This is a genomic window from Xenorhabdus bovienii (genome assembly GCF_024721015.1).
GTDB lineage: Bacteria > Pseudomonadota > Gammaproteobacteria > Enterobacterales > Enterobacteriaceae > Xenorhabdus > Xenorhabdus bovienii.
The window spans coordinates 1-26,718 of the sequence record NZ_JANAIF010000053.1; the positions used below are offsets into that span (position 1 = coordinate 1).

A 26,718-nucleotide genomic window follows, 5' to 3' on the forward strand; every position below is an offset into this window, starting at 1 on the left:
ATTATTTTATTATTTTATTATTTTATTATTTTATTATTTTATTATTTTATTATTTTATTATTTTATTATTAAGAAAAATCATTTGCAACATTAGACCAATAAAAAATAGCTGTCATATTAATATTAGCGCTTATATCTCCTTCAAGGAAAACTTTCGGGTTACCCGGCCTAAGTCCTCAATCCATGCCGTATCACGATATAGATATTCAACCGCCTGACGACGACCAAGCACACTCTCACCAGAAACAACAGCAAATGATCCAGCCTGACAGTTAAAGACTTGGAACTAGCGATTGACAAATCGACCATCGCTCGCTTAAGCAAACTCGATTGCATTACAGCCTCATTTGTAATTAATAACGCAACTATAATATCACTGTGCTTAAAAACAAATGAACATCTGATGCGCACCTTTAATTAATAAAATAAAATAAAAAATGAACAACACATAATGCTGATTAAATTGAAATCGCACATTTTGCGTATACGATTCAAAAGAAATTCTTAAAATGTCCCACACAATAACGTAAGTTATTATTTATTTATCGGTATCTTTTCAGCAAAAGGCCCACCTATGTGGGAGGTAAATATGTTAGAAAGTGTCATCAACGATATTGTCAGATGGCTAGAAAGCCAGCTTCAACGTACTGAAGGTATCAAAATAGATGCCATTGCACATAAAAGTGGCTATTCAAAATGGCATTTACAGCGAATTTTTAAGGAACTGAAAGGCTGTACACTGGGTCAATATGTGCGTAGACGTCGTCTCCATGAAGCAGCAAAGTCTTTGCATGAAGATAGCTTGCCGATTCTTGATATTGCTTTGCAATATGGTTTTAGTTCTCAGGCTACATTTACCCGAATATTTAAGAAACATTTTAATACGACACCCGCTAAATTCAGGGCAAGTGGGCAGTTACCCGAGTTTAAGACTTTCTTACATTGCGAATAATAAAGACGCAGTGTAATAAAAAAATAGCCCAAATGCTGTTTCAAAGCCAAATTTCTAAACCCTATTTATAGTAAGTGTCACCCTTTTATGGTCAACTTCCCTATCGTTGACCATTTTTTTGCCTTCATGCCATGTCGGGCTATTCACTCATTTCAATTCGTTAACCAACCAGTGATACAACTGCTGTAATTCTTTATCCAGTAAGGAATATTGTTCTCTGATTTGTTGAATCACTTGCCCAACTGCCTGTGGTTGATACAGTACACCAACAAGCTTTTCAGCCAATAACTCGAATGGCGCAGGTTCCAGGCTATCAGTGAAAATCTGGCAACGACCAATAGTTCCGTGTTCAATATCGACATGTAGTTCAATTCCTCCCCAACAGAAACGGGTATCCAATGTATGACTGAACGTTGGTGCCTGACCAAAATTCCATTCCCAACTGCTCTGCTTGGCAAAAACGTCAGTAAATCCCGGTAAATCAGGTAAGGCCTGCGGCGAAATGAGCTCTGACTTGGCTACTTCACCGAAATATTCAAAAAATGCTTCGGTAATTCCACCACACACTTTTTCATGTGTGATATCAGGTAATAATTCCGATAAATTCGTCACTCTGGAACGAACAGAAGTTATACCTTTCGCCTGTAATTTTTTAGGATCAGGATTAAGATAATCGGCAAGGCGGTTCAGATCTGCATTAATCAACAACGTACCATGATGAAAACCTCTGTCTTTGGTTTCGCGATACGCCGAGCCTGAAATTTTACGCTCACCTTCAGGGGATAATAAAACTAAGTCATTACGACCAGAAACCATCGCATGGATGCCCGCTTTTTTTAATCCTTCCAGAATGATTTGAGTGGAAACCGTTTTATTATATTCTGGCTTACCTGCCATAAAGGTAAAACAGGTATTACCCAGATCATGAAAAACAGCGCCACCACCACTACTGCGCCGAACCAATTTTATTCCATCCTGCTCCATTCTCCGTGTATTGCACTCTTTCCACGGATTCTGAGCGCGTCCTACCACAACCGTATTGGCGTTACGCCATAAAAATAAAACCCGCTGATCTGATGACATCTGTCGGAAAATACATTCTTCAACAGCAAGATTAAACCAAGGATCATGAGAATCAGACAACAGCAGGCGTAATGTAGACATATTTGTCTCCGGCAAAAAAACAGAGCCTTAAGATATCATAAAGCACTACCGGATTTGATGGCTAAAGACGGGGTTACATCCTGCGGGCTTGCCAAAAAACACGTCGCCAATACACATTATCAAGGGAAGAGCGTATAACGCCTTTACTGGTCGATGCATGAATGAACTCGTCGTTGATATCATAAATACCTACATGCAAACCACTCTCGCCACTGCCCGTCTTGAAAAATACCAGATCGCCCGGCATCAAATCCTCTTTACTAATCTGAGTGCCTAATTTGGTTTGTTCGCTTGTTGTGCGCGGAAGGTAGATATTAAAACGATCGTGAAATGTACGGTAAACAAAGCCAGAGCAATCAACACCACGCCGATCTATTCCACCATATCGATAAGGTGTACCGTGCCATTGATTAAGCTGCTCTTTTAACTGAGCAATGACCATAATTGGATCAGAAAGTGCCGTTCGCAGTGGAGGCAAATTGGATTTAGAAACAGGATTGGTACAGCCAATTAAGAAAAAACTCAATAATAAGCACAAATGCCCTAATGTTACTCTCATTAGTCTGCCCCTCAGAAATAACGTAAAAACGAACGAACTTTATCTGGCGGGGCATGAAAAAACAAGTTTATCCCTCATACAGTACCACCAATTATGCTGTAGGCGGGCAATTAATGAGATCGTTTGGCTTCTGGTCGGCTAATAAGCCAGACCCCCAATAAAATAAAAAGGACTCCAGCCGTTTTCAACCATGAGAGGGTTTCATTAAACCAAGGCAATAAAGCTGCCATTAAATAAACAAAAACGTAACTCAGGCTGATTATCGGATAAGCTTTATTCAATGGCAGGTATTGCAGAGCAAAAAGCCAACATAACATGGATAATGCATAACCTGCCAATCCTGCCATGACCATCAACAAAGGATTGTGATGTGCCCAAAACCAATCTATATCCAGCCAGTATGTTGATAACGAAAGCTCAGGTAACCGAACAACTCCCCATTTCAACAATAATTGTGCCACAGTGACCAGCAGCACACTCGCCAACCCCCAAAGATAACCTCTCATTGATTTAGACTCATCAATAAAATTCCGAACATAATTGCAAAAACGCCTATCCAGTGTTTTAGCCCCACTTTTTCCTGATACAGGAATTGCCCGACCAGAGTTACTACGACAAAATTAATACTAAGCATGGGATATGCAATACTCAATGGCAAATATTGCAGCAGTCGCAGCCAGAATATCATCCCTATCCCCAACAAAAGAATAGCACCCGTCAGCCAGATCGCCACAGATACCCCCTTATGGGGGGTATCTGTTTTCTGCCAACAGGTGACGGCTTGTTTCTGGCATAGCTGTCCGGCACAGGTCAGCAGGCTAACTAATATCAATAATGCTAAATTGCTGGTCATGATTGCTTTTTATAAATCACAAGAACAAAACGGTCACTACGGCGCACAAGATCAGGTTTAGGCAACTCAGGAAGACCTCCTTTTGAAGACAATAGGAAAACAATCGCTACTTGACCTTCTTTACGCGCTTTCTCCAGCCACGTAGGGAATTTTTCTTGTGCTACATATCGGTATTGGCTGTCAGGATAGGCAAGACCGTACTCTAACTCGCCTGTGCGATCAAACATGTAAATGTCACTGCGTTTTAATTCCCATGCTACCGCGGCTCCCAAACCCACTGCCTCAGATAAAATATATTTACTGTCAGCCAACTCTTGCACATTTTGCCTAATGAAACTCTGAGGCAGTTTAGAATCGATAGTCCTGTTGGGCAATGCGCTACCAAATGTCAAACTGAGTACCAATGAACAGGCGGCTGCCCACATCCAACGTTTGCCATTATGAATAAAACACAGGTAACCAATAATTCCCCAGGCGCCAAAAGCCACCGTTCCCAATACCCATTTTGGCCATTCGCTGGGTTGATAAAAAGGGCGATTTAAGAGTGTCTGCATAACGAGTAACACCAATATCGCGATAATGCCAAAGAGAACATTCACCAGCCCATTCATTTTCAGCGCTTTCATGTTGCCATTACTGACACAATCAATACTGTATTTTGCCATCATCAGTGCCAAAGGCCCGATAAATGGCAAAACGTAAGTCGGCAATTTTCCTTTTGCAATACTAAAGAAGACAAATGGAATGATGAACCAACAAAGCAAGAAAAACATTTCTGGATGGCTTTTTTTCTCTTTCCAGCTTTTCATCAAGGAACCAGGCAATAATCCAAGCCAAGGAAGCACACCCAACACCAGTATTGGCAGGTAATACCACATCGGTGCAATATGCTGTGCCTTATCTGATGCAAAACGTTGTATATGCTCTACCCAGAAAAAATAATGCCAGTAATCAGGTTCCCGCAGGGCAATTGCAATCACCCACGGCAAACTAATCAAAATAGCGAAAATAACAGCAAGTGGCCCAAAGCGAACCATTTCCCAAAAACGTTTCTGGTATATCGTGATAGGTATCATGGAAATGACGGGCAAGGCTAATGCTAAAAAGCCTTTAGTCATAAATGCCATGCCACAAGCCAGCCCTAAGGCAGACAATGCCAACATTCGCTCACGAGTACTGCCAGCTTTAAGTGCCCAATAGCAGCTTACAATCCCCGCAGTGACCCATAAAGAGAACATGGGATCAAGGACGCTATAAGAGCCAATGGAAAAAACAATAAACATGGAGATGTAAATCAGACTGGAGACAAAAGCAATCTGACGGTTTTGCCACATCATCATCGCGAGTCGATAGAGAAGAAATGCGCTGAGCAAAGTGCTGAACACTGAGCCAAAGCGAACGGCGAAGTTGTTGTCTCCAAAAATCCATTGGCTAATATTATTGAACCAATAACCTGCTACCGGTTTCTCAAAATAGCGAATATCGAAGAAATAAGGAACGATCCAATCTCCGCGTTGTAGCATTTCCCGGCTGATTTCGGCATATCGAGTTTCATCCGGCTGCCACAAAAGGCGGCCATTCAGGGGTAATAAATAAGTAAGAATAAAAAAAAGAGCCATCAAAAAGGCTCCAACTCTACTTGCCCAACTATTCAACATGTTTGCGTCATACCTTTTGTTGACAACCTAGCCAGCCTTCACGACCAGGAAAATCTGAACGGACAATTTTCCCAACAGGAAGCGTTTCTCTATTTTCAGGTAGCAAATGACTTAATTTACAAAACTGAATATTTTGCTGAGGGAGCATATTCAGTAAGGTTTCAAACTGTGAAGACTTCGACATGCCCTCAACTTCTGTATGAATAGTATAAACAGAAACACCAAGATCATTTTTAATTTCATCAAGGATAAAGCGATTGAAATCTACATCTCTGACCTGTGTTCCAACAACTTCATCATAGGTCGGTAATGTGACAGGGATTTGCACAGTGCCAATGGTTCCATCGGGTAATAGTGGCCTGAATGGGTGTGTTCCACGACAATCACTATTGTAATCAAAACCAAATCGCTGTTTAACCGTCAGTACACGTTCATCCGCCCGCCATCCTGCAACTGCCGAGCACGTAATCGCTTGCCCTGTTGCTTTTTTCAATGCATCAATACCTAGCTGCACCTGCTCTGCTAATTCAACCTCTGACCAGCGCTCTACTTTGGCTTGCCAGCCTTGATGATCCCATGCATGCAGACCAACTTCATGACCAGCCTCCATTGCCTGTTTCATCAGATACCCTAAATCTTTTGCGATCTTCTTCCCTGGCCACGCCGTACCAGCCAGCAAGATATCCAAACCATAAAGGGACGCGGCATTTGATCTCAACATTTTCCACAGAAATTTTGGTCGCAGTAGGCGCCACAAATGGCGCCCCATGTTATCCGGCCCTACACTGAAGAAAAAGCTGGCCTGAATGTGGTGTCGCTGCAAAATTTCAAGCAATTGCGGTACACCTTCCTTTGTGCCTCGATAAGTATCCACATCAATTCTCAAACCAACTTTCTTCATCACATTATTCCCAACCATTTCTAATCTTCCCTTGTTAATTCTTCAATTTCCCCACGCAGGAAGAAATCTAGTGTTTCATCAATGGTTTGTTTCATATCAATGGTTGGTTTCCATCCCAGCAGACGCTCCGCATTCTTGATGCTGGGTTTGCGATGTTCAACATCTTGATAGCCCTGACCATAGTAGCTACTGCTTTCGATCTTTTTGAATCCGGCAAACGGAGGGAAATTTCCGCGCAATTCATGTTCTTCAAAACTTTCCAGCAACATTTCAGCGAGTTGGCGAATGCTGGCCTCGTTGGTTGGGTTACCGATATTAATAATTTGCCCGTCACACAGTCCATCACGGTTTTCGATGATTCTGAACAGAGCATCAATTCCGTCATTGATATCAGTGAAACAACGTTTCTGCTCTCCTCCATCAACCAATTTGATGGGTGAGCCTTCTACCAGATTCAAAATCAACTGAGTGATCGCCCTTGAGCTACCAATACGCGCCGAATTCAGGTTATCCAATCTTGGCCCCATCCAGTTAAATGGACGGAATAAAGTGAATTTCAAACCTTCTTTTACACCGTATGCCCAAATAACCCGGTCAAGTAGCTGTTTGGATACTGAATAGATCCAGCGTTGTTTATTGATTGGCCCGACAATCAGGCGTGAAGTATCTTCATCAAATTCCTTGTCGTCACACATGCCATAGACTTCAGATGTTGATGGGAAAATAATTCGTTTATTATATTTCACACAATAGCGAACAATTTTCAGGTTCTCTTCAAAATCCAGTTCAAAGACACGGAGTGGATTACGGGTATATTCAATGGGTGTTGCAATCGCCACTAATGGAAGAATGACGTCACATTTTTTGATGTGATATTCAATCCATTCTGTATGGATACTGACATCCCCTTCAATAAAATGAAAACGTGGATTGCCAATAAACCGCTCAATGGCAGAAGACCCAATATCCATTCCATAGATGTCATACTTGCCATCGTTTAACAAACGTTCTGTCAAGTGATTGCCGATAAATCCATTAACTCCCAGAATCAGCACGCGCTTACGACGACTGATTTGTGCGGTTGCTTTCGATCCGACTCGAACACCTGTCACAATGCCCATTTCTAGCACCAGTCGGCTTCCTTGAACATAAAGACCGGATTCGCCCTGGCCACTGGTAATTTCCAGTGCACCTTCTCCACAGGCAATGACAAATGGAGCAGTAGAAAGCACCGTTCCTGGAAGTTTGTCATGAACCTGAGTGAGTGGACGCGAACGCCAAACCGTGATTTTACGCTCGCCAAGGAACGTAAATGCCCCAGGATATGGCTCAGTTACCGCCCTAACCAGGTTATTAATCTCTTTAGCAGATTTATGCCAATCAATTTCGCCATCTTCAGCCGTACGACGACCAAAATAAGTGGCCTGATTTTCGTCCTGTGGGATGGACAAATAATGACTTGATTTTATTTGAGGTAAGATACTATCCAGTAATTCAACGGCGGCCTCGCGGATTTTGCCATGCACATCCAGTGAAGTATCGGTTTCACCAATCAGTACAGTCTGCTGCGCAACGATATCTCCTGCATCCGGCTTTATCACCATTTTATGCAGTGTCACGCCTGTCTCGGTCTCACCATTTAACACCGCCCAGTTAACGGGAGCGCGACCACGATATTTCGGCAATAATGAACCGTGCAGGTTAAACGCACCTTTTTCTGCTAAAGATAAAAGATCCTGACTGAGCATGTTGCGATAATAAAAAGAAAAGATAACATCCGGCTTCATCTCGCGGATGCGATCAATCCAAAGCGGATGATTTACATTCTCTGGCGCAAATACAGGTAATCCAAAATCGGCACCAATGCGTGCAACAGAAGAGAAAAAATGGTTTTCATTCGGGTCATCAGTGTGTGTAAATACGGCCTGAATGTCAAAGCCAGCTTTAATCAGTGCATTAAGTCCGACACAACCAATATCATGATAGGCAAAAATTACTGCTTTCATTAGCTTTTTTCCTGATTGTCGTTGATCTTTCTAACTCCGACTACTTTTTGAATAAAATAACGCGGGCGGGCACGAACATCGTTATATATTCGGCCAACGTATTCACCGAGCAATCCCATCGCAACGAATTGTGCACCAATGAACATGAAAAGGATGGCAAATAGAGTAAATACACCTTCAGCAGCCCATATTGATCCGAAAATGAGGCGCAAAGCGATCAGTAATACCGCCAGCAGAAAACCTGTCACAGCAATAATGCTTCCCACAACACTCAATAACCGCAGCGGCGCAGTTGTCAGGCAAGTCAACAGGTCATACATCAGATTGATCAGCTTCATGAAACTGTACTTAGAATCCCCAAATTCACGTTCTGCATGAGTTACATCAATTTCAGTCGTTCTACGGGCAAATGTGTTAGCGAGAATAGGAATAAATGTACTGCGTTCATGGCATTGCAGCATCGCATGTACGATATGACGGCGATAAGCGCGCAGCATGCAACCGTAGTCACCCATCGAACGGCCTGTAGCCTTAGTTATCATCGCATTGATTATTTTGGACGCAGTTTTACGGAACCAAGAATCCTGACGATTGGCACGGCGAGTTCCCACAACGTCATACCCTTCTTCTGCCGTTTTCACCAAACGGGGGATTTCTTCTGGCGGATTCTGCAAGTCTGCATCAAGTGTGATGACAAGATCACCATCAGCCTGATGAAATCCCGCCATGATTGCAGAATGTTGCCCATAATTACGGTTAAGTAAAATAGCAATAACGTGATTTTCGGGGGTTTCAGCCGCCTGAGTTAAAATATCGGCAGAGCTGTCACGGCTGCCATCATCCACCAGAATTAATTCATATTTCTGCTCAAGTTGTTGGCACGCAGCGATCGTTCTTTCCAATAATTGGGGTAGACTTTCTTCTTCGTTATAAACCGGAATAACAACCGAGACTTTCTTAATTTTTTCAAATGTCACTATTTCTATGCTCCGAAAGAATTTCAGTGATTGCATTCACGACACGATCTACATCGTCATTATTCATGTCTGGAAAAAGCGGCAACGAGCAAAGTGTTGCCGAGTTCCACTCCGATGCAGGCAAAGACAGCACCGGATAACGTTCCCGATAATATTTTTGTGTATGTGCAGCCCTGAAATGCAAGCCTGTACCAATATTTCTTTCTTTTAAACGTGCCATGAAAGTATCGCGATCAATACCACAGACATCTTGGTCAACACGCACCATGAATAGATGATGGGTATGCCCGTGTTCATATTCAGGAACACTCAACATTTGTAACGGTGAATTGCTCAGTGCGGCAGTATACCGAGCTACTAACTCCCCGCGACGGGCATTCATGGATTCCAGTTTGCCTAACTGTACAACCGCCATCGCCGCATGAATGTCTGATAAGTTATATTTAAAACCGGGCTCAATGACTTCTGCCTGAGGTTTCCTGCCCTGAATCTGCCGATCAAATGCATCGACAGCCAATCCATGAAATTTTAGGCAGCGAACCCGGTGTGCAAGCTCGTCATTATCCGTAACGAACATGCCGCCTTCAGCACATGTCATGTTTTTAATGGCATGAAAAGAAAAGATTGCCGTTCCTCGCTCTCCCACCCATTCATTTTTATAACGGGTTCCTACAGCATGAGCAGCATCTTCAATCAGAGGGATATTAGCTTCGTCAGCAACAATACGCAGGGCATCAAGATCACAAGGTGCGCCTGCATAATGGACAGGAATAATAGCTTTAGTGTTTGGTGTAATCGCTTTTCTGACTGTTTCCGCACTTACCATCAGCGTATCACGGTCAACATCGACCATAACAGGCTCTGCGCCCAGAAGACAAATCATGTTGATGGTGGAAACCCAGGTCTGGGAAGGGGTGATAACTTCATCACCTGGGCCAATGCCCAATGCTAGCAGAACCAAATGCATCCCCGCCGTAGCAGAACATAATGCAATTGCGTGTCTGCAACCAAATATACGAGAAAAATCCTGCTCTAACTGGTGGTTTTGTGGCCCTGTCGTAATCCAACCTGAACGTAAAACCTGTTCTATTGCTTCTATCTCTTCATGTCCAATTGCTGGACGAGAGAATGGCAGAAAATTATCCATAATCGCTTTGCGTAGCCTGATTCGTTTTATAATTCCCAAAAATTCTAAATGACGTTTGTTCAACGAAACATCAACGGATAGACAAAATCAGGGGCAATCACAATACCAAAAAGAGATTAAAAGCAACCAATTAAGACAATATTTACTAATAGAAATTTAAAGATGATCGACCCTCCATAGTTTATAGCTGGTATTTTGGATATGTCTAATATTTACTTCAAAAATTTCTGATAAATTTTGATTGGTCATAACATTTTGTGGTATTCCAGATACTAACAATTTTCCATGCGACAATAACCATACACTGGTAGCTTGTTCATAGGTGTGATTAAGATCATGGCTGCTCATTAAGACCGAGCCGCCCAATGAACAAAATTGTTTGATTAACTGATCCAAAACTGCTTGCTGAGTAATATCGAGGTTGTTTGTCGGTTCATCAAGGAGTAATAATTTTCCATTCGGATTCAACTCTGGCCATATCTGCAAAAAGACCCCTGCCAGCCTAACACGCTGCCATTCACCTCCTGATAGCTGCCCAATTGACGAAGACAGTAATGAAGTGAGTTTTAGCTGCCGACAAAGTTCATATAACACACTTTCACTCTGATCCAATGGCGCTGAATCAGGACGATACATATCCAGATACTGGTAAACTGGCATGATAGGAACAGAAACTGATTGAGAAAACCATGCCCGATATTTCGCTAACTCGTGCTGCCGATAATCACACAGGTTTCTGCCGTTCAGATGAATCTTGCCACTGTAAGGTAAAATTCCTGCAATCGCTGAAAGCAGCGTGCTTTTCCCTGAACCATTCAACCCGACCAGATGAATTTGTTCTCTTGCTATAACAGATTCAGACAATGTGGTCAGTCTCTTGTCAACCGTAATATTATTCAATTCTAAAATCGGTTGACAGGTCATTTTATTTCTCCCATGACACTCATCAAATATATTTATCTATGATGTGTTTTTAATAGTAGCCATATAAAAATTGGTGCTCCCAAGGTTACCGTGACCACACCAATCGGCACTTCCGCATGGGATAATGACAGACGGGAAAATAGATCTGCCAATAATAAGCCACTACTTCCCGCCAGTGCACAAGCTGGAAGCAAGGTCTTATGATCTGTCAGACCAGTCAACCTTAAGATATGGGGAATCACCAAACCAATGAAACTAATCGCCCCTGCTAAAGCAACGCTCAAACCAACCAACAATCCAACTACCGATACAAATAAATTACGCCACTTATTATGTGATATTCCCAATTGTTGAGCCTGTAACTCACCAAGCGATAGGTAATTAAGGATTTTCCCTTGTTGACTCAGCCAGAAAATAGCGGGGACCAGTGCAATAACCAGCCATTTCTGACGCCAGTCAATACCGCTGAAACTACCCATCATCCAATACATCAACTGACGCAGGTCCAGACTGGTACTGAAGTAAACCATCCATGTCATCATGGCGCCAAATATCACTCCGAAAGCGACGCCAATCAATAGCAACCGTGTATTAGTCACTTGATGTTTTCTGGAAAAGCCCAACAAAATAGCAGTCATAGCGAACGCCCCAAGAACCGCACCAACACTTAATAGCCACAATGGAGCAACACCATGAAAGACAAGGATCAGACATACCACAACAACTCCAGCGCCATTACTGATCCCCAATAGTCCCGGCTCTGCCAGCGGGTTTTCAAATAACGCCTGCATGACGGCGCCAGACACAGCCAAACTCGCACCAACCGCTATCACCGCAATCGCTCTGGGCAACCTCAATTGCCAGATAAACAATCGGGCCGAGTCAGACAGCCATTGATCAGGCCAGAACCATAATTCTCCTGCACATAATGACAAAATAAATAACATAATAAATAAGATAGATAGGAGTGCTATCACACGATAGTCACGTTTTTTCTGGAGAGTGATTAATTCATAAACAGAGTGCATTGGCAGCACCAGAAAAAAGAAATGTATCCCATTGTATACAACAAGATATTAAAGGTAAGAAAAAGACCGCACAATAATGCGGCCTTTTTTATGTGTTTTATTCTTTTGGTAAAGCTTTTTCCACCCGATTTTTCAACTTTTGACCTGGGCGAAACGTAACAACACGACGGGCCGTAATTGGAATATCTTCGCCTGTCTTCGGATTACGACCTGGACGTTGATTCTTGTCTCGTAAATCAAAGTTGCCAAATCCAGATAATTTAACCTGCTCCCCATTCTCTAAAGAATGACGCACTTCTTCAAAGAATATTTCCACTAGATCCTTAGCGTCACGTTTGCTAATACCCAGTTTCTCAAACAGATTTTCTGACATTTCAGCTTTAGTAAGCGCCATAAGTTCAGTCCCTCAAGGATGCTTTGAATCGCTGTTCTAATGCAGCAACGCATTTGTTGACGGTCGCAGTAATCTCTTCTTCTTCCAGTGTACGCACGGTATCCTGCAAGATTAAGCTAATAGCAAGGCTTTTGTAGCCTTCCACGACACCTTTACCACAATACACGTCAAATAAGTTTATGCCAACTATATGATTTACGCCAACTTTCTTACATTCAGCAAGAACATCTTCTGCGGCTACATTTTCAGGCACAACTATGGCGATATCACGGCGATTAGATGGGAAGCGAGAAACTTCCTTCATTTCAGGAATCACGCGGTCCACCAGACTGGCCCACAATAATTCGAATATCACGGTGCGACCATTTAAGTCAAATCTGCGCTCCAATTCTGGATGAACAACACCTATATAACCAATATAATTATTTTCCAGATAAATCCCAGCGCTTTGTCCAGGGTGTAAAGCAGGATGTTCCTCCGCCCTAAATGAAATGCTAGATAGCATACCAGTCAATTCTAAAACGGATTCTAAATCGCCCTTAAGATCAAAGAAATCAACTGCTTGTTTTTCAATCAACCAGTGTTCTTCAAAACGATTTCCTGCTATCACGCCACCAAGCATCAATTCCTGACGAATACCATGTTCAGCATTTTCATCAGGCACAAAACGCAAGCCAGTTTCAAACAAGCGGACACGGTTCTGCTGACGGTTCTGGTTATAAACAACAGTGGTCAATAATCCTGTCAACAATGACAAGCGCATAGCCGACATGTCAGCCGAAATCGGATTTGGCAGGATTAATGCTTCTTCCTGCGGATGCAAATATTGCTGAATCTTTGGATCAACAAAACTGTAGGTAATCGCTTCTTGATAGCCTTTGTCCACCAGCATCGTTTTGACGCGTTTCAATGGCAGATTAGCTTCACGGTGTGCAGTCATCACAAGATCAGCGCGCACAGGCACGTCTGGGATGTTATTGTAACCGTAAATACGTGTAATTTCTTCAACCAGATCTTCTTCAATCTGCATATCAAAACGCCAGCTAGGTACAACAGCCTGCCAGCTATCGTTCTGAACTGTCACCTGACAGCCTAAACGTGTCAAAATATCCGTAACTTCGTCATCAACGATATGATGACCAATCAGGCGATCCAATTTATTGCGATTCAGAGTAATAGTTGCCGATTTTGGCAAATAGGATCCACTGGTAACATCAATGATCTCTCCGGCTTCCCCACCACAAATGGCAATCAGCAATTGGGTGGCATATTCCATCGCTTTATGCTGAAGTTGTGGATCTACGCCACGCTCAAAACGATGGGAAGCATCAGTATGCAGGCCATAACGACGAGCACGACCTGTAATCGCTAATGGTGCAAAGAAAGCACACTCCAGTAAAATATGCTGTGTTTCAGCATTCACACCAGAATATTGGCCGCCAAAAATTCCTGCCATTGCAAGCGCTTGCTTTTCATCAGCAATAACGAGTGTATCAGCAGAAAGTTCTATTTCGTTACCATCTAACAATGTTAATTTTTCACCCTGCTCAGCCAGACGAACAGTAATTGAGCCACTTAAGCGTTCCAAATCGAATGCATGCAGCGGTTGTCCCAACTCTAACAGTACATAATTAGTAACATCAACAATTGGATCAATAGAACGAATACCACCACGACGCAGTTTTTCACGCATCCACAGTGGTGTTTCAGCCTTGACGTTTACATTCTTGATAACGCGTCCCAAGTAGCGTGGGCAGGCTTCTGGTGCGTCGACACGGATAGGGAATGTAGCTTCTGTAGTTAGTTTTACAAACTCGATCTGTGGCTCTATCATTGACAGTTTATTGATGACAGCAACATCACGAGCAACACCCATGATGCTTAGACAATCTGCACGGTTAGGTGTAATGCTGATTTCAATGACGCTATCATTCAATTTGATATAATCGCGCAGATCAGTACCAATCGGTGCATCCGCAGGCAGTTCAATAATGCCATCATGATCATCTGCAATACCCAGTTCAGAGAAAGAACAGAGCATCCCTTCTGATGGCTCTCCGCGCAATTTCGCAGCTTTGATCTTGAAATCACCCGGTAACACCGCGCCCACTGTAGCAACGGCGACACGCAGCCCCTGGCGGCAATTTGGTGCACCACAAACAATATCCAGCAGGAGATCGCCACCTACATTAACTTTTGTGACACGCAATTTATCTGCGTTTGGATGTTGGCCACATTCAACGACTTCACCCACAACAACACCGTGGAATTGACCTGCCACTTTTTCAACACCATCCACTTCTAAACCTGCCATGGTGATTTGATCAGACAATGCTTCACTGCTGATGGCAGGGTTAGTCCACTCGCGTAACCAGAGTTCACTGAATTTCATGAGATATTCCTGCCTTATTTAAATTGTTTGAGGAAACGCAAGTCGTTTTCGAAGAAAGCACGTAAATCTGTGATGCCGTAACGCAACATAGTTAAGCGTTCCATTCCCATGCCAAAAGCAAAACCAGAATAGACTTCAGGGTCAATGCCAACACTGCGCAATACATTTGGATGTACCATGCCGCAACCCAATACTTCCAGCCACTTACCATTTTTACCCATCACATCAACTTCTGCGGAAGGTTCCGTAAATGGGAAATAGGAAGGACGGAAACGAACCTGCATCTCTTCTTCGAAAAAGTTATTCAAAAAGTCATGCAATGTCCCCTTCAGATTAGTAAAGCTGATATTTTTATCAACAATCAGCCCTTCTGCCTGATGGAACATTGGCGTATGTGTCTGGTCATAATCATTGCGGTATACGCGACCTGGTGCAATGATGCGGATCGGCGGCTGGCGTTCTTTCATAGTACGGATCTGTACTCCTGAAGTTTGTGTACGCAGCAGGCGCGTTGCATCAAACCAGAATGTATCATGATCAGCACGAGCAGGGTGATGTGCCGGAATATTCAGGGCATCGAAGTTATGATAGTCATCTTCGATTTCTGGGCCAGATTCAACAGAAAAACCCAATTCGCCAAAGAAAGTTTCAATACGTTCAATCGTGCGGGTAACAGGATGTAATCCACCATTTTCCATACGACGGCCAGGCAATGAAATATCGATTTTTTCTGCTGCCAAACGTGCATTCAGAACATCAGCTTCCAGTTTTGCCTTACGAGCATTCAATGCTTCCTGCACTTCCTGTTTTGCCTGATTAATAACAGCCCCTGCCGCTGGACGTTCGTCGGCTGGTAAGTCACGCAGCGATGACATCTGGAGGGTTAAATGGCCTTTTTTTCCCAGGTATTCAACTCGCACCAAATCCAACGCGGCAACATCCTGGGCTTCCTCTACGGCTGCTTTTGCCTTTGCAACCAGCTCAGTAAGATGTGACATCGTTTTCCTCTTCCTTCGGCCAGATGGCCCTTTAGTTGTTATCGACTATGCCCCAAATAGCTATTAGTGAGGTCATAAAAATAAAAAAGCCTCCACACTGGAGGCTCAAGCGCTGTTTTTCGTTTCTTTTCTTACGCGCAAAGCCCCCCGATTTCAGGCGCTAAAGTAAAAAAAGAAACGAAAAAAAGCTAATTTCATCATTGCCATTCTCTCCATTATGTCCTTATTAACCCAATCAATAGTAAGCCATATTTTGGGGGAAAGTAAAAGAGGGAGCAAGCTCCCTCTTCTAACCTGACTTATGCCAGAGCACCCTTCGCTTTTTCAACCAGAGCAGCAAATGCTACTTTGTCGAATACAGCGATGTCAGCCAGAATCTTACGGTCGATTTCAATCGAAGCCTTTTTCAGGCCATTGATGAAACGGCTGTAAGACATGCCGTTCTGACGTGCAGCAGCGTTGATACGTGCAATCCACAATTGGCGGAATTGACGTTTACGCTGACGGCGGTCACGGTAAGCGTATTGACCAGCTTTGATAACTGCCTGGAAAGCAACACGGTAAACGCGCGAACGGGCACCATAGTAACCTTTCGCTTGTTTTAAAATTTTCTTGTGACGTGCACGGGCAATAACACCACGTTTTACGCGAGCCATATACTTCTCCTATCGTCTCTGAATTCTAATCTAAAAAATTTGCTTATGCGTATGGCAGACAAGCAGCAACTAGGCCCAAATCTCCTTTGGAGACCATGCCTTTTGGACGTAAATGACGCTTACGCTTAGTTGATTTTTTAGTCAGGATGTGACGAAGGTTAGCGTGCTTACGCTTGAAACCACCACTGGCAGTTTTCTTAAAGCGTTTAGCCGCGCCGCGTACTGTTTTAATCTTTGGCATTTTAATTTCCACTTCGCATTGTTGATTACAACGAATTAGTAAGGCGAATAGACTCCAACCAAAAACTGACTGGAGTCCATTACTTGACTGCCTGACTATTTCTTCTTAGGAGCGAGCACCATGATCATCTGGCGGCCTTCGATCCTCGATGGGAAGGATTCGACCACAGCCAGTTCACTCAGATCTTCACGAATGCGGTTAAGCATTTCGATACCAATCTGCTGATGCGCCATTTCACGCCCACGGAAACGCAGGGTGATTTTAGCTTTATCGCCATCTTCCAGAAAACGAATCAGGTTGCGTAGTTTGACCTGATAGTCGCCTTCATCTGTACCAGGACGGAATTTGATTTCCTTAACCTGAATAACCTTTTGTTTCTTTTTCTGTTCTTTGACTGATTTACTCTTCTCATAGAGGAACTTGCCGTAGTCCATGATACGACAAACCGGCGGTTCGGCATTTGGGCTGATTTCAACTAAATCAACACCAGCTTCCTCAGCTTTCTCAAGAGCTTCTCTCAGACTGACAATACCAATCTGTTCGCCATCTAATCCTGTTAAACGAACTTCAGAGGCGCGAATCTCTTCATTAATGCGATTTGGGCGCGCCGGTTGAATTCTTTTTCCGCCTTTAATACCTTATTCCTCCAATTGATGAAGATTGCGATTGCGTATTTCTGTCAGTAGTTTTTCTGTAAACTCACTGACATTAATGCTACCTAAATCCTTGCCACGGCGGGTACGAACAGAAGTTTTTCCTGATTCGACCTCTTTATCGCCGCAAACAAGCATGTAAGGCACTCGACGCAGAGTGTGTTCGCGAATTTTAAAACCAATCTTCTCATTTCTCAAGTCTGCTTTTGCACGAATGCCAGCATCTTGAAGTTTTTTAACCAATTCCTGTACATAATCTGCCTGACCGTCAGTAATATTCATGACGACAACCTGTTGAGGTGCCAACCATGTTGGGAAGAACCCAGCATATTCTTCGGTCAGGATACCAATGAACCGTTCCAGAGAGCCTAGAACAGCACGGTGGATCATTACAGGAACCTTACGTTCGTTATTTTCACCGACATATGACGCATTCAAACGCGCTGGCAATGAAAAATCGAGCTGCACAGTACCACATTGCCACGCACGATCCAAACAATCATATAGAGTAAATTCGATCTTAGGGCCATAAAAAGCACCTTCACCCGGCTGATATTCAAATTCAATACCGCTTTGTTTCAGTGCTTCAGCAAGATCAGCTTCCGCTTCATCCCACTGTTTGTCAGTGCCAATACGTTTTTCTGGACGAGTCGATAATTTGACAACAATCTTCTCGAAACCAAACGTATTATACACGTCATAAATCATTTTGATGCAGCTGCTGACTTCTTGATGAATTTGGTCTTCAGTACAGAAGATATGTGCATCATCCTGAGTAAAGCCGCGTACACGCATCAATCCATGCAATGCCCCTGACGGTTCATTACGATGACAGCTACCAAATTCAGCCATACGCAACGGCAGGTCACGATAAGATTTCAGACCCTGATTGAAAATCTGGACATGTCCTGGGCAGTTCATCGGCTTCACGCAGTATTCACGGTTTTCCGATGATGTGGTGAACATATGTTCTTTGTAGTTTTCCCAGTGACCTGTTTTTTCCCACAGGATACGATCCATCATGAATGGGCCTTTCACTTCCTGATAATGGTACTCTTTCAGCTTGACGCGGGCAAATGTTTCCAGTTCACGGAAAATTGTCCAACCATCATTATGCCAGAATGCCATGCCCGGCGCCTCTTCCTGCATGTGGTACAGATCGAGCTGTTTGCCGATTTTACGGTGATCACGTTTTGAAGCTTCTTCTAAGCGTTGCAAGTAGGCATTGAGTTGTTTTTTGTCTGCCCATGCAGTACCGTAAATACGCTGCAACATTTTGTTGTCGCTATTGCCACGCCAGTATGCGCCCGCTATTTTCTGCAATTTGAAGTGATGGCAAAAACGCATATTAGGGACGTGTGGCCCACGGCACATATCCATATATTCTTCATGGTGATATAGACCCGGATGGTCATCACGGCTAATATTCTCATCCAGAATCTGGATCTTGTATTCTTCGCCACGAGCTGCGAATGCATCACGCGCTTCCTGCCAACTGACTTTCTTCTTGATGACGTCATAATCTGTCTTGGCAAGCTCCAGCATGCGTTTCTCAAGCAGCTCGATATCTTCCTGCGTCAAAGAGCGATCTAAATCAACATCGTAGTAGAAACCATTGTCAATCACAGGACCGATTGCCATTTTCGTATCAGGCCATAGCTGCTTGACTGCATGACCTAACAAATGTGCACATGAGTGGCGAATAATTTCCAGACCGTCTTCATCCTTGCTGGTAATAATTGCAAGGTTAGCATCGGTTTCAATTAATTCACATGCATCCACCAATTCGCCATTAACACGGCCAGCAATACACGCTTTTGCCAAGCCCACACCGATATCGCGAGCCACATCCATTACAGAAACGGCATGCTCAAATTGACGTTGACTACCGTCAGGAAGAGTAATTACAGGCATTTAAAATCCTTATCTACAGTGGTGACCCACACGAAAGATCACTTGTATGAAATCAAATTCGTTTATTTTCAGTATGTTATTAGCAATCTCTTACTTCACTCTGTAAGTTATGTACACAGTTATGTACACAATTCATCAAACTACCTATGTACATTGCTAAAACTCGAAATCCATATTAACACACAGAGTTACTATCTGACTATGTTGATAAAATATCAATCATCTCCCCACCCCACCCACCAGCTCGCCGACTACATTGATGAGATATCGACCGCTACGACTACCTGAAAGAGAAGCGGGGGATTGTGGAGAGGCAGGAAAGGAGGCTATTATCACTTTGATCGAGCTTCGGTTGACAAAACAGCGTCAACCCACCAGTTTGCTGATGACATTGATGGGGTATCAATGGATAAATATCCCAGACAAAAGTAACCACCAAAATGCTAATTATAATTTTTTTTAATAGGTGTTGTTAAATGGAAATGAGCATTTCAGAGTTGATAAAAAGTGATTTATGTCGACATATTGGCAAGGATAAAGTAAGCAAAAAGCAAATTATTAAACATTATTTATTAAATACAGGCTTTAAGTTTATGTTTTGGTTTCGTTTATGTGAATCTAAAAATAAACTTTTAAAATTCATTGCCATCTTAATGCATCGCCGTATATCTAAAAAACACATGCTAGATATACCTAGAGGGACAAAAATTGGTCATGGATTTTACATTGGGCATGGAGGATGTATAGTTATCAACCCAACAGCTATTATAGGAAACAATGTAAACATTAGCCAATTTACTACCATTGGATCAAATGAAGGTCAAGCAGCTACTATTGGTGACAATGTTTATATTGGGCCTAGTGTATGCATAGTTGAAGATGTTGTAATAGGTAATGATGTTAAAATTGGCGCTGGCTCCGTCGTAACAAAAGACATCCCTAGCAACAGCGTTTACGCTGGAATTCCCGCGAGATTCATCAAAGAAATTAATGAGAATGACTTAATCACTAGGCGATATAATCTGTAACATAAATAAATTTGTGACGTTGTTTTTTAGCAGTGAAAAACAACGTCATCAGTTAAACTATTATTACAGCGAGAACGATTTGATGGTCAAATGAGCACTTGCAGCAATGACAGATTTATCAGCTTTTACTGTAAGAATAATATTAACTCTGCCATTTATTTCAGGCATATCACTTGGAGAACCATACCAAAAATACGATCCAGAGAAAGCTTTAACTTTTGTTTTTGTAATAATAATGCTAACTGGTATTTTTATGGCTCTGCCAGATTGTGTAATTTTATATTCCTCACTAATTGCTTTTTGTCCTTCTTCTAAACCAAGGCCAATTCCAACACGAACATTGGCAAGATCCCAGCCATTAATATTCTCTATTACAATAAAACCATCTGCAATAATAGGAAGGTTATGTAGAAATCTATAATCTAAGTTTACAGAACCGACTATGAAATTACTGTTTGGAATTATATTTTTTTCATCTTTAATAAAAAACAATGTGGATTCAATGCTCCTAATGTTATCTCTATCGTGGGAAGCGAGGCTAGCGTTGCTAAATACACTTAAACCACCATTATCTATTCTATTAATACCATATGTTGCGCCAATATAGGTATTGCCATTACTTGTGGAATTATCAACGGTTACAAACTGTGTAGAAATACTTGGGAATGATTTAGAGCCAATAACATTAGACATACCGCGAATATCAACAGATTTTTGGTGCAGACCAGGATAATCCGTATCCCATACGGTTCCTGTTACTACATTATAAACACCGCAAATCCTTAATATATTAACTGATTCAGTCGATGACTGATAATACAACTTATAATCATTTCCAGAAATTTCACCATATTTTTCCCGTTCCTTAAAATAATCATAATCAAATTGCATCAATCCGTTAGTGCATTTCCATATCGTTATGTTTATGTGATTGTTGTTAATATACGTTGGATCTTCCTCGCCTCCCGTTCGACCTAAAACCTCCTCGTAGGCGGTTAGCATACCTCTCACCGTTGCTTTAATGATAACACCGGAAATAATTCCTGATTTACCATTCTGACCAGTGGTCGCATCCATGACTATTCCACGACCTCGCGTGTAATGCCCATAGATGTTGACATCAACCATTGTTTCTTGACCAACAGCCAATAACATTGTCGGTCTGGACGAGCCATTTACGGTCACAACATCCATGTCATAATCTGCTGTCTCCAAATATGGGGCTATCAGTTGAGATCCCTTATTTACAATAAAAACCTTACCCTCTTTCCTAAGTACAACTGATTGACTACCAACCGGAGGTAAGACAATTAATTTCTTATCGACAGGTATTTCAATGGAAACATTAATATCGGCCGTTCTTAATAAGATAATGTTATTAGTTTTAAATGCATCCTCAACCTTTGATGCATCAAATAGCACATTATCAAAATACATCGAATTCAAGTATTCTTGGAGATTCACTCCAAACTTGGTATTTATTAATTCTGCGCCATGCTCACTTTCCAGCTCCTGCCGTAAGCGATCAGGAGAATACTTTAGTACATTCGGAAGGTAGAACTGCTGCACTCCATAGCTGTCATAGACAGCCATTGAATGTCCCTGAACAGTCACGAACTTAGCCATCTGTCCGGCATAAACCGGATAGCCCGCTGCGTTGATAATGATGGGTTGAGGAGCAGGCACTAAATCACCGTTCTCACGTTCCATGTAAATCTGAATCTGGTTCTCGGGTATGGTTGGATCGGTGTCTATTTTGCCAATGTAAATCCTGCCGTTAGAGCACGCCTTGAATGAACGTGCCATAGTAAATAACTGTGATGGCATTGAGACGATAACATTAGGTATTATTTCTGACATTTATGTTCTCCAGACGTGCGAAATCCCAGCGGGGAAACTGTATTGGTTGAAATTTGGATGTAAAAAAACCGCGGTTAAGCGGCGTTAGGTGGTTTGTTGAATCTGAGAAAAACAGATACTATTCGAAGCCTTAGTTACACTGTATGAAAAGGATAAAAAATGAATAACTGGAACAATAATCAATCATCACCCGAACAACTAAAGAAAGAGATAACAAGGCTCCAAAAACTAGTTTTCCTCATTTATTCCAAGCTGCCACAGGAAGAAAGGCAGGCTATCTTTGACCAGCTATCAAATTCATTTGACCCAGAAGATAAAGACATTTCTATGCTTATAAATAGTTACCGGATCTAATCACGGTAAGATGGTTATCACGCGACTGCTTGAGGATTTCAAGGCGCTTTGTAGTTTTCTCAATCTCAGCGTTACATTCTTCAAGCTCTTGATTGGCCATCTTCATAGACATGATTTTGACCGCTGATTCTAGGCGATCTAAGCGTTCTTCAATCGACATGTTCAATCTCCTTTGAGTGGGGTAATATAATAAAAAATAAACAGTGAGGTGATGGTGTGAAGAAGTTTCTTGTCGGTTTCATTCTTGGCATAACAAGCGCTGTCGCACTCAGTTCTGTTGCATCCCAATTTATTGGTGACAATGGTTATATCTCTGGTTGGGACGTAGTTAAAGATGGCTATGTAATTTGTTCCGATCCGTACATATGGGAATCCACCCAAGAAATAGAATGCGACTAATACGGTTCACCGATGTTCTCTATTATAACAATCAGTTAATTCTTATTGGTCAGTTCAGCTCTTTCCCCTTGCAAAATAGAATTAACCAATGATTGAGTTCGCTCTATTATTGCGTCGGCGGCGGTACTGCCTCTTGGCGTGTTAGCCAGTCGCAACATAAAGTTCCTGACGCGAGGGTTTTCATAAATTCTGGCCAATGCCCCATAAGATCCAAAAGCCGCTGTTCCCATACCACCCGTTCCAAGAAAATCAGTAGCCACACCCGCGGGTATTCCAACTTGCAGCAACTCTTGTCCTGTGGGCGTTACTGCCCCCGCTCTTGAGGCTCTTCTTGTGGAATCTAAATACCGTGTTAACCCGTTAAGATATTGCCGTTCTTGACCTCGAAAGAATATACCTGTCTGGTTTCCAAGTCGGTTGACTGCATTTAGGAATTTATCAGGACTTCCACTGGATGATTCGAACGCCTTACCAATTATCGCAGCCCTTGCTGATCGCCTCCCGTGCTCATCCAGTGAGCGATACAGCCTAGCAACCTCACTCCGCTTATTACTGAAAAGCAAGTTATTAGCTACTTCTGGCGTCAATTCTCCCTTCTGCAATACGTTCTTAAGGCGCGTGTTATTTACGCTGACCGCCTCTCTGGCGTATATTTCATTGGCTTGCTGATACCTGCGTACAGCTTCATTACCTAGATTTCCCCTTACTGATGCATCAATATCTTCGGTCATGGCTCTGTATGCTCTATTAACCGATGCCTCAGACTGAGAAGGCCAAACAACACGCTCACCTCTAACATCCTGCCTAAACTGAGTTCTCAAATCTCTGAGATGCTGAAAGTTGGCTCCATTCGCTATTTCATTCCTATAGCGCTGTAATTGCGCTATGGTTGCCTGATCTGATACTTCGCCCAGTCTGCCCAAATGCGCTATTTCATTATCAATGGCTGTTAGCGTTCTGTTTGTTTGTATATTTCCAACTGGAGCCATATCGCGAGATATATTGCTTAATCTGTTACCGGCTGCTTCTCGAATATATCCACCAGAACCCGATTTTCGAGTCAGGCTATTGATTACCTCCTCAGCATTAGGTTCTCCATAACGTTGAGAGTAATTCCTAACCAGCCCCTCTCTGGCTTGCTGCTGCGCTCTTCTTGGCGCTCCCGTACCCGTTATAGGGATCTTTTCACCTAACGCCTGAGCAGAGCGCCCTGCAAATGTCGTTGGCTGGACAATATCAGTCGTCATTAAGGGGGCATTGTTTCGCTCAGCAAATTGTACCGCTTGTTGAGCTTCTGATGTCATCGCTCCTCTGATGCCTCTATATCCAGCCCCGGCCAAATTAAACAAGCCTTTTGTAGCGGCACTTAATGCTGTGGCAGTCGCTAAATCTGTTGCTGGATTCCCGTTTCCGCCTTTTCCTGCATTTTCAGCCAGCACACCGACTGCGTTCTCAGCAGCAAGCCGGGCGGCCTTTTCGGTTAATGCCGCGCCACGAAAGGCAGTCCCTGCGGGGTTTACCAAGAATGGCAGAGCCTGTGAGAACACCTTACCCTCGGTTGTTGTTGGCTTGAGATTGTCGGGTAATTCGAATCGTGTAGCAGGCGTGTATGTTCCGTCACCTAAGCCGATCTTTTCACCCGCCCACGCACCCGCACTCACAACCGCATCACCAGCATCAGGGATAATATTGGCAACATTTACCCCCGCCTGAGCGAGTGATTTCCCTGTTTCAGCAAGTCCGGCAGCAACATCACCAAAAAATCCGCGTTCGGATTGCTGTGGCACTTGTTGCTGGCTATCAAGAACAAAGCCATCAGGAAGTGAGGGAGCTGAATTTACTGAATTGTCATTATCCAGAACAAATCCATCAGGTAACGCTACATTGGTTGCCATTTGCCACCTCTAAATACTATTTTCTTCCCCGTGTTTGGATTGGTTGCTGTTGCTCCCTCACTAACCCCGCCAGATGAAGATGATTGTTGGGTATCGGCAATTGGTTTGCCAGCCTGTTCCTGAGCATCATACGCTTTTGAAGATACCTTCATGGCTTCATAAGCCAACCCAGATTCACCGCGAAATGTTTTGAATCTAGCTTCCAGCTTTTTGTTCTTCACATCTAGCGCTTTGTTACTTTCTCCGGGCTGAGGAAGATATAACCTACCATATTCTTTTGTCTCCGCATCGGTTATGGCCGCACCGGTATCTTTGCGCAAAATGGCATTAACTGTATCTCTGGCATGAAGTAAATAGGCTTGTTCAGATGGGCTTAATGCAGTATTTGCAATCATTCCATCACCCAGACGGGCAGAAATAAATGCCGCTCTTTGTGGGGAAATCTGACTAGACTTCATTAATTGATCCATGCCTGATAACCCATCTTCAATACGCATAGCAAAGCCAGCCGCAGATTTAGAACCTTCGCTGGCTTTCTGTAATATGCCATCAGCCTCCCGCACGGATAGTGGCTTACGCATATTAGCGTCTTTAATCGGATCGGTAATTTTCCCTTTTTCCTCTTCTCCGTTTGAATAATATTTCATTACCGAACCATCCGGCATAGTTTCCACTTTAAATAACTTCTTCTCAGATGGATTTATTCCAGCGGCCTGAGCAAATGTTTTAGCCCCTTCGGGATCGGCTTTCAGCATGCTTGCATACTGTTGGTAGTTCTGCATTGCTGATGTGGGGGCATAGGCAGAAGTGAGAGCGTTGGCTCGACTGATATTTTGCCCACGAACTTGGATATCCTGACTTCTGGCCTGTAGCGACTCAGACGCTTGACTACTGCGGATGCTCTCCGACAATTTCCCGCGATCAATTTCTCGAATTTCTTTCTTATCTAATACCTCAAACTGATCTTTGGCGTTCATAGTTCCCAATTTAACTGTATTGAGAACCTCAGTTAGCTGTTCAGGATTGTTCGCATACATTGACATTAGTTGCTGAGGTTCCACTCCCTTAGACTGAATAACCTCAGCGTTCTGTACGATAGCCGCCGCTACATTGCGCGGATCGCCTGTCGCTATAGCTAACTGTAACTGATTTACTGTCGTGTCGAGCGCAGCAACATCTTGGGCGCTCCTGAACCCCAACTGAGCCTGAATATTTTGTAGCTGAGAGGGGTATTGAACTGCCAGTTCTCGCAGCTTTTGCGGATCATTGATTGCATCGGGCAATGCCTGTCTAAAGGCTTGCTGTTCGCTCATCTGTTGCTGCATTTGCTGGTTTTGCAGGTTTAATCCAGTAAGTTGCGCCTGCCCTAGTCTATTCTGTGTTTCCTTTAGCGACTGCCCCGCCAGATCAGGCATCAGGGATTCATAATAGTTAATTGGTTGAGTCATCAGAACATGCCCCCCATCATCCCGCCAAACATTTTGCTGGCCATGCCGCCGAACTGGTTAATGTCCTGTGATGCACCGTTATTGATGCTGTTATTTGCTCCTGCTGCAATCTGCCACGGAAGCGCTTTCCTCCCTGCATTTATTGCCCCTTGTTGGCTATACAGCGAACCGAGGGCATTCGCATTGTTAGCCGCTGCCGCAGATTGAGCGCCCGCACCAGACAGACCAACGTTAACCAACCCCAGCAACTGGTTATACATGTCCTGCTGCTCGGCGGTTTTCATGTTCAGATAGTTTTGTCCCAGTTGCGGCGCAAT

Annotated in this window: 25 protein-coding genes, 2 pseudogenes and 1 other annotated feature; of the genes and pseudogenes, 2 read left to right on the top strand and 25 right to left on the bottom strand. The window is 43.1% G+C overall.

Going from position 1 to position 26,718, the window contains the following annotated elements:
* Positions 1–139 precede the first annotated feature (139 nt).
* Positions 140–256: pseudogene (locus NXS07_RS13635) on the bottom strand (DNA circularization N-terminal domain-containing protein); the annotation flags it as partial.
* Between the two features lie 333 nt (positions 257–589).
* Between NXS07_RS13635 and NXS07_RS13640 the strand changes: the two are divergent.
* Positions 590–952, top strand: coding sequence for a helix-turn-helix domain-containing protein (locus tag NXS07_RS13640; protein ID WP_012988949.1), 363 nt, complete (start codon positions 590–592; stop codon positions 950–952).
* Positions 953–1,099: 147 nt separating this feature from the next.
* On the opposite strand, the gene lplA is transcribed toward NXS07_RS13640, so the two are convergent.
* The 19 genes from lplA to thrS all read right to left on the bottom strand — a co-directional run bounded on the left by lplA (position 1,100) and on the right by thrS (position 19,417).
* Positions 1,100–2,116, bottom strand: coding sequence for a lipoate--protein ligase (gene lplA, locus NXS07_RS13645; protein ID WP_038224877.1), 1,017 nt, complete (start codon positions 2,114–2,116; stop codon positions 1,100–1,102).
* Positions 2,117–2,189: 73 nt separating this feature from the next.
* Entirely contained in the window at positions 2,190–2,675 is a 486-nt protein-coding gene (locus NXS07_RS13650) for a C40 family peptidase (RefSeq protein WP_038224879.1), read from the bottom strand.
* A 110-nt stretch (positions 2,676–2,785) separates the two neighbouring features.
* Positions 2,786–3,181, bottom strand: a complete 396-nt coding sequence (gene arnF, locus NXS07_RS13655) for a 4-amino-4-deoxy-L-arabinose-phosphoundecaprenol flippase subunit ArnF (RefSeq protein WP_038198066.1) — start codon at positions 3,179–3,181, stop codon at positions 2,786–2,788.
* Positions 3,178–3,528, bottom strand: a complete 351-nt coding sequence (arnE, locus tag NXS07_RS13660) for a 4-amino-4-deoxy-L-arabinose-phosphoundecaprenol flippase subunit ArnE (RefSeq protein ID WP_038190927.1) — start codon at positions 3,526–3,528, stop codon at positions 3,178–3,180. The genes arnF and arnE overlap by 4 nt, the downstream gene beginning before the upstream one ends.
* Positions 3,525–5,186: a lipid IV(A) 4-amino-4-deoxy-L-arabinosyltransferase gene (gene arnT / locus NXS07_RS13665; RefSeq protein ID WP_038206248.1), complete on the bottom strand. Its 1,662-nt coding sequence runs from the start codon at positions 5,184–5,186 to the stop codon at positions 3,525–3,527. Before arnT ends, arnE begins: the two co-directional genes overlap by 4 nt.
* A 7-nt stretch (positions 5,187–5,193) precedes the next feature.
* Positions 5,194–6,087, bottom strand: a complete 894-nt coding sequence (gene arnD / locus NXS07_RS13670; RefSeq protein WP_038206251.1) for a 4-deoxy-4-formamido-L-arabinose-phosphoundecaprenol deformylase — start codon at positions 6,085–6,087, stop codon at positions 5,194–5,196.
* Between the two features lie 20 nt (positions 6,088–6,107).
* A complete protein-coding gene (arnA, locus tag NXS07_RS13675; RefSeq protein ID WP_038224881.1) occupies positions 6,108–8,093 on the bottom strand; it encodes a bifunctional UDP-4-amino-4-deoxy-L-arabinose formyltransferase/UDP-glucuronic acid oxidase ArnA in 1,986 nt (661 codons plus the stop codon).
* Entirely contained in the window at positions 8,093–9,073 is a 981-nt protein-coding gene (arnC, locus tag NXS07_RS13680; RefSeq protein ID WP_196243381.1) for an undecaprenyl-phosphate 4-deoxy-4-formamido-L-arabinose transferase, read from the bottom strand. Before arnC ends, arnA begins: the two co-directional genes overlap by 1 nt.
* A complete protein-coding gene (gene arnB / locus NXS07_RS13685) occupies positions 9,060–10,217 on the bottom strand; it encodes a UDP-4-amino-4-deoxy-L-arabinose aminotransferase (RefSeq protein ID WP_038246396.1) in 1,158 nt (385 codons plus the stop codon). The genes arnC and arnB overlap by 14 nt, the downstream gene beginning before the upstream one ends.
* Before the next feature lie 156 nt (positions 10,218–10,373).
* Positions 10,374–11,141: a vitamin B12 ABC transporter ATP-binding protein BtuD gene (btuD, locus tag NXS07_RS13690; RefSeq protein WP_038246395.1), complete on the bottom strand. Its 768-nt coding sequence runs from the start codon at positions 11,139–11,141 to the stop codon at positions 10,374–10,376.
* A gap of 32 nt (positions 11,142–11,173) precedes the next feature.
* Positions 11,174–12,169 (bottom strand): vitamin B12 ABC transporter permease BtuC, encoded by a 996-nt coding sequence (gene btuC, locus NXS07_RS13695; protein ID WP_238126378.1) that lies wholly within the window; start codon positions 12,167–12,169, stop codon positions 11,174–11,176.
* Between the two features lie 97 nt (positions 12,170–12,266).
* Positions 12,267–12,563 carry an integration host factor subunit alpha gene (ihfA, locus tag NXS07_RS13700; RefSeq protein ID WP_012988967.1) on the bottom strand — a complete coding sequence of 99 codons (297 nt, stop codon included), beginning with the start codon at positions 12,561–12,563 and terminating at the stop codon, positions 12,267–12,269.
* A gap of 4 nt (positions 12,564–12,567) precedes the next feature.
* Positions 12,568–14,955: a phenylalanine--tRNA ligase subunit beta gene (pheT, locus tag NXS07_RS13705; RefSeq protein WP_258086929.1), complete on the bottom strand. Its 2,388-nt coding sequence runs from the start codon at positions 14,953–14,955 to the stop codon at positions 12,568–12,570.
* Between the two features lie 14 nt (positions 14,956–14,969).
* Entirely contained in the window at positions 14,970–15,953 is a 984-nt protein-coding gene (gene pheS / locus NXS07_RS13710; protein WP_038198056.1) for a phenylalanine--tRNA ligase subunit alpha, read from the bottom strand.
* A 79-nt stretch (positions 15,954–16,032) separates the two neighbouring features.
* Positions 16,033–16,155: a sequence feature (Phe leader region), on the bottom strand.
* The gene (gene pheM, locus NXS07_RS21835) at positions 16,107–16,169 is read right to left on the bottom strand and encodes a pheST operon leader peptide PheM (RefSeq protein WP_143827731.1); all 63 of its coding nucleotides are present in this window, start codon (positions 16,167–16,169) and stop codon (positions 16,107–16,109) included. Its footprint overlaps the feature before it by 49 nt.
* Positions 16,170–16,252: 83 nt before the next feature.
* Positions 16,253–16,609 (bottom strand): 50S ribosomal protein L20, encoded by a 357-nt coding sequence (rplT, locus tag NXS07_RS13715; RefSeq protein WP_010847342.1) that lies wholly within the window; start codon positions 16,607–16,609, stop codon positions 16,253–16,255.
* 43 nt (positions 16,610–16,652) lie between these two features.
* Positions 16,653–16,850 carry a 50S ribosomal protein L35 gene (gene rpmI, locus NXS07_RS13720; RefSeq protein WP_038198054.1) on the bottom strand — a complete coding sequence of 66 codons (198 nt, stop codon included), beginning with the start codon at positions 16,848–16,850 and terminating at the stop codon, positions 16,653–16,655.
* 95 nt (positions 16,851–16,945) lie between these two features.
* Positions 16,946–17,485 (bottom strand): translation initiation factor IF-3, encoded by a 540-nt coding sequence (gene infC / locus NXS07_RS13725; protein ID WP_071822481.1) that lies wholly within the window; start codon positions 17,483–17,485, stop codon positions 16,946–16,948.
* Between the two features lie 3 nt (positions 17,486–17,488).
* A complete protein-coding gene (gene thrS / locus NXS07_RS13730; protein WP_258086930.1) occupies positions 17,489–19,417 on the bottom strand; it encodes a threonine--tRNA ligase in 1,929 nt (642 codons plus the stop codon).
* A gap of 476 nt (positions 19,418–19,893) precedes the next feature.
* Here thrS and NXS07_RS13735 point away from each other — a divergent pair, with 476 nt between their 5' ends.
* Positions 19,894–20,445, top strand: coding sequence for a serine O-acetyltransferase (locus NXS07_RS13735; protein WP_258086931.1), 552 nt, complete (start codon positions 19,894–19,896; stop codon positions 20,443–20,445).
* Between the two features lie 63 nt (positions 20,446–20,508).
* Here NXS07_RS13735 and NXS07_RS13740 read toward each other — a convergent pair whose 3' ends face one another.
* The 5 genes and pseudogenes from NXS07_RS13740 to NXS07_RS13760 all read right to left on the bottom strand — a co-directional run.
* Complete coding sequence (locus NXS07_RS13740) at positions 20,509–22,305, bottom strand: phage head-binding domain-containing protein (protein ID WP_258086932.1); 1,797 nt, start codon at positions 22,303–22,305, stop codon at positions 20,509–20,511.
* A 331-nt stretch (positions 22,306–22,636) separates the two neighbouring features.
* The gene (locus NXS07_RS13745) at positions 22,637–22,819 is read right to left on the bottom strand and encodes a hypothetical protein (protein ID WP_258086933.1); all 183 of its coding nucleotides are present in this window, start codon (positions 22,817–22,819) and stop codon (positions 22,637–22,639) included.
* A gap of 274 nt (positions 22,820–23,093) precedes the next feature.
* Positions 23,094–24,953, bottom strand: a complete 1,860-nt coding sequence (locus tag NXS07_RS13750; protein ID WP_258086934.1) for a P22-gp16 family phage DNA ejection protein — start codon at positions 24,951–24,953, stop codon at positions 23,094–23,096.
* Positions 24,938–26,401 carry a phage DNA ejection protein gene (locus NXS07_RS13755; protein ID WP_258086935.1) on the bottom strand — a complete coding sequence of 488 codons (1,464 nt, stop codon included), beginning with the start codon at positions 26,399–26,401 and terminating at the stop codon, positions 24,938–24,940. Before NXS07_RS13755 ends, NXS07_RS13750 begins: the two co-directional genes overlap by 16 nt.
* Positions 26,401–26,718: pseudogene (locus NXS07_RS13760) on the bottom strand (DNA transfer protein); the annotation flags it as partial. The gene NXS07_RS13755 and the pseudogene NXS07_RS13760, both read right to left, overlap by 1 nt.

Coding starts and splice junctions, on each gene's coding strand:
- lplA (WP_038224877.1), bottom strand. CDS start 2,116: ATGTCTACATTACGCCTGCTGTTGTCTGATTCTCATGATCCTTGGTTT.
- NXS07_RS13755 (WP_258086935.1), bottom strand. CDS start 26,401: ATGACTCAACCAATTAACTATTATGAATCCCTGATGCCTGATCTGGCG.
- NXS07_RS13745 (WP_258086933.1), bottom strand. CDS start 22,819: ATGTCGATTGAAGAACGCTTAGATCGCCTAGAATCAGCGGTCAAAATC.
- thrS (WP_258086930.1), bottom strand. CDS start 19,417: ATGCCTGTAATTACTCTTCCTGACGGTAGTCAACGTCAATTTGAGCAT.
- NXS07_RS13735 (WP_258086931.1), top strand. CDS start 19,894: ATGGAAATGAGCATTTCAGAGTTGATAAAAAGTGATTTATGTCGACAT.
- btuC (WP_238126378.1), bottom strand. CDS start 12,169: ATGCACTCTGTTTATGAATTAATCACTCTCCAGAAAAAACGTGACTAT.
- pheT (WP_258086929.1), bottom strand. CDS start 14,955: ATGAAATTCAGTGAACTCTGGTTACGCGAGTGGACTAACCCTGCCATC.
- ihfA (WP_012988967.1), bottom strand. CDS start 12,563: ATGGCGCTTACTAAAGCTGAAATGTCAGAAAATCTGTTTGAGAAACTG.
- btuD (WP_038246395.1), bottom strand. CDS start 11,141: ATGACCTGTCAACCGATTTTAGAATTGAATAATATTACGGTTGACAAG.
- rpmI (WP_038198054.1), bottom strand. CDS start 16,850: ATGCCAAAGATTAAAACAGTACGCGGCGCGGCTAAACGCTTTAAGAAA.
- arnT (WP_038206248.1), bottom strand. CDS start 5,186: ATGTTGAATAGTTGGGCAAGTAGAGTTGGAGCCTTTTTGATGGCTCTT.
- NXS07_RS13650 (WP_038224879.1), bottom strand. CDS start 2,675: ATGAGAGTAACATTAGGGCATTTGTGCTTATTATTGAGTTTTTTCTTA.
- NXS07_RS13640 (WP_012988949.1), top strand. CDS start 590: ATGTTAGAAAGTGTCATCAACGATATTGTCAGATGGCTAGAAAGCCAG.
- arnA (WP_038224881.1), bottom strand. CDS start 8,093: ATGAAAGCAGTAATTTTTGCCTATCATGATATTGGTTGTGTCGGACTT.
- arnB (WP_038246396.1), bottom strand. CDS start 10,217: ATGGATAATTTTCTGCCATTCTCTCGTCCAGCAATTGGACATGAAGAG.
- NXS07_RS13750 (WP_258086934.1), bottom strand. CDS start 24,953: ATGGCAACCAATGTAGCGTTACCTGATGGATTTGTTCTGGATAATGAC.
- NXS07_RS13740 (WP_258086932.1), bottom strand. CDS start 22,305: ATGTCAGAAATAATACCTAATGTTATCGTCTCAATGCCATCACAGTTA.
- arnF (WP_038198066.1), bottom strand. CDS start 3,181: ATGAGAGGTTATCTTTGGGGGTTGGCGAGTGTGCTGCTGGTCACTGTG.
- rplT (WP_010847342.1), bottom strand. CDS start 16,609: ATGGCTCGCGTAAAACGTGGTGTTATTGCCCGTGCACGTCACAAGAAA.
- pheS (WP_038198056.1), bottom strand. CDS start 15,953: ATGTCACATCTTACTGAGCTGGTTGCAAAGGCAAAAGCAGCCGTAGAG.
- arnD (WP_038206251.1), bottom strand. CDS start 6,087: ATGAAGAAAGTTGGTTTGAGAATTGATGTGGATACTTATCGAGGCACA.
- arnE (WP_038190927.1), bottom strand. CDS start 3,528: ATGACCAGCAATTTAGCATTATTGATATTAGTTAGCCTGCTGACCTGT.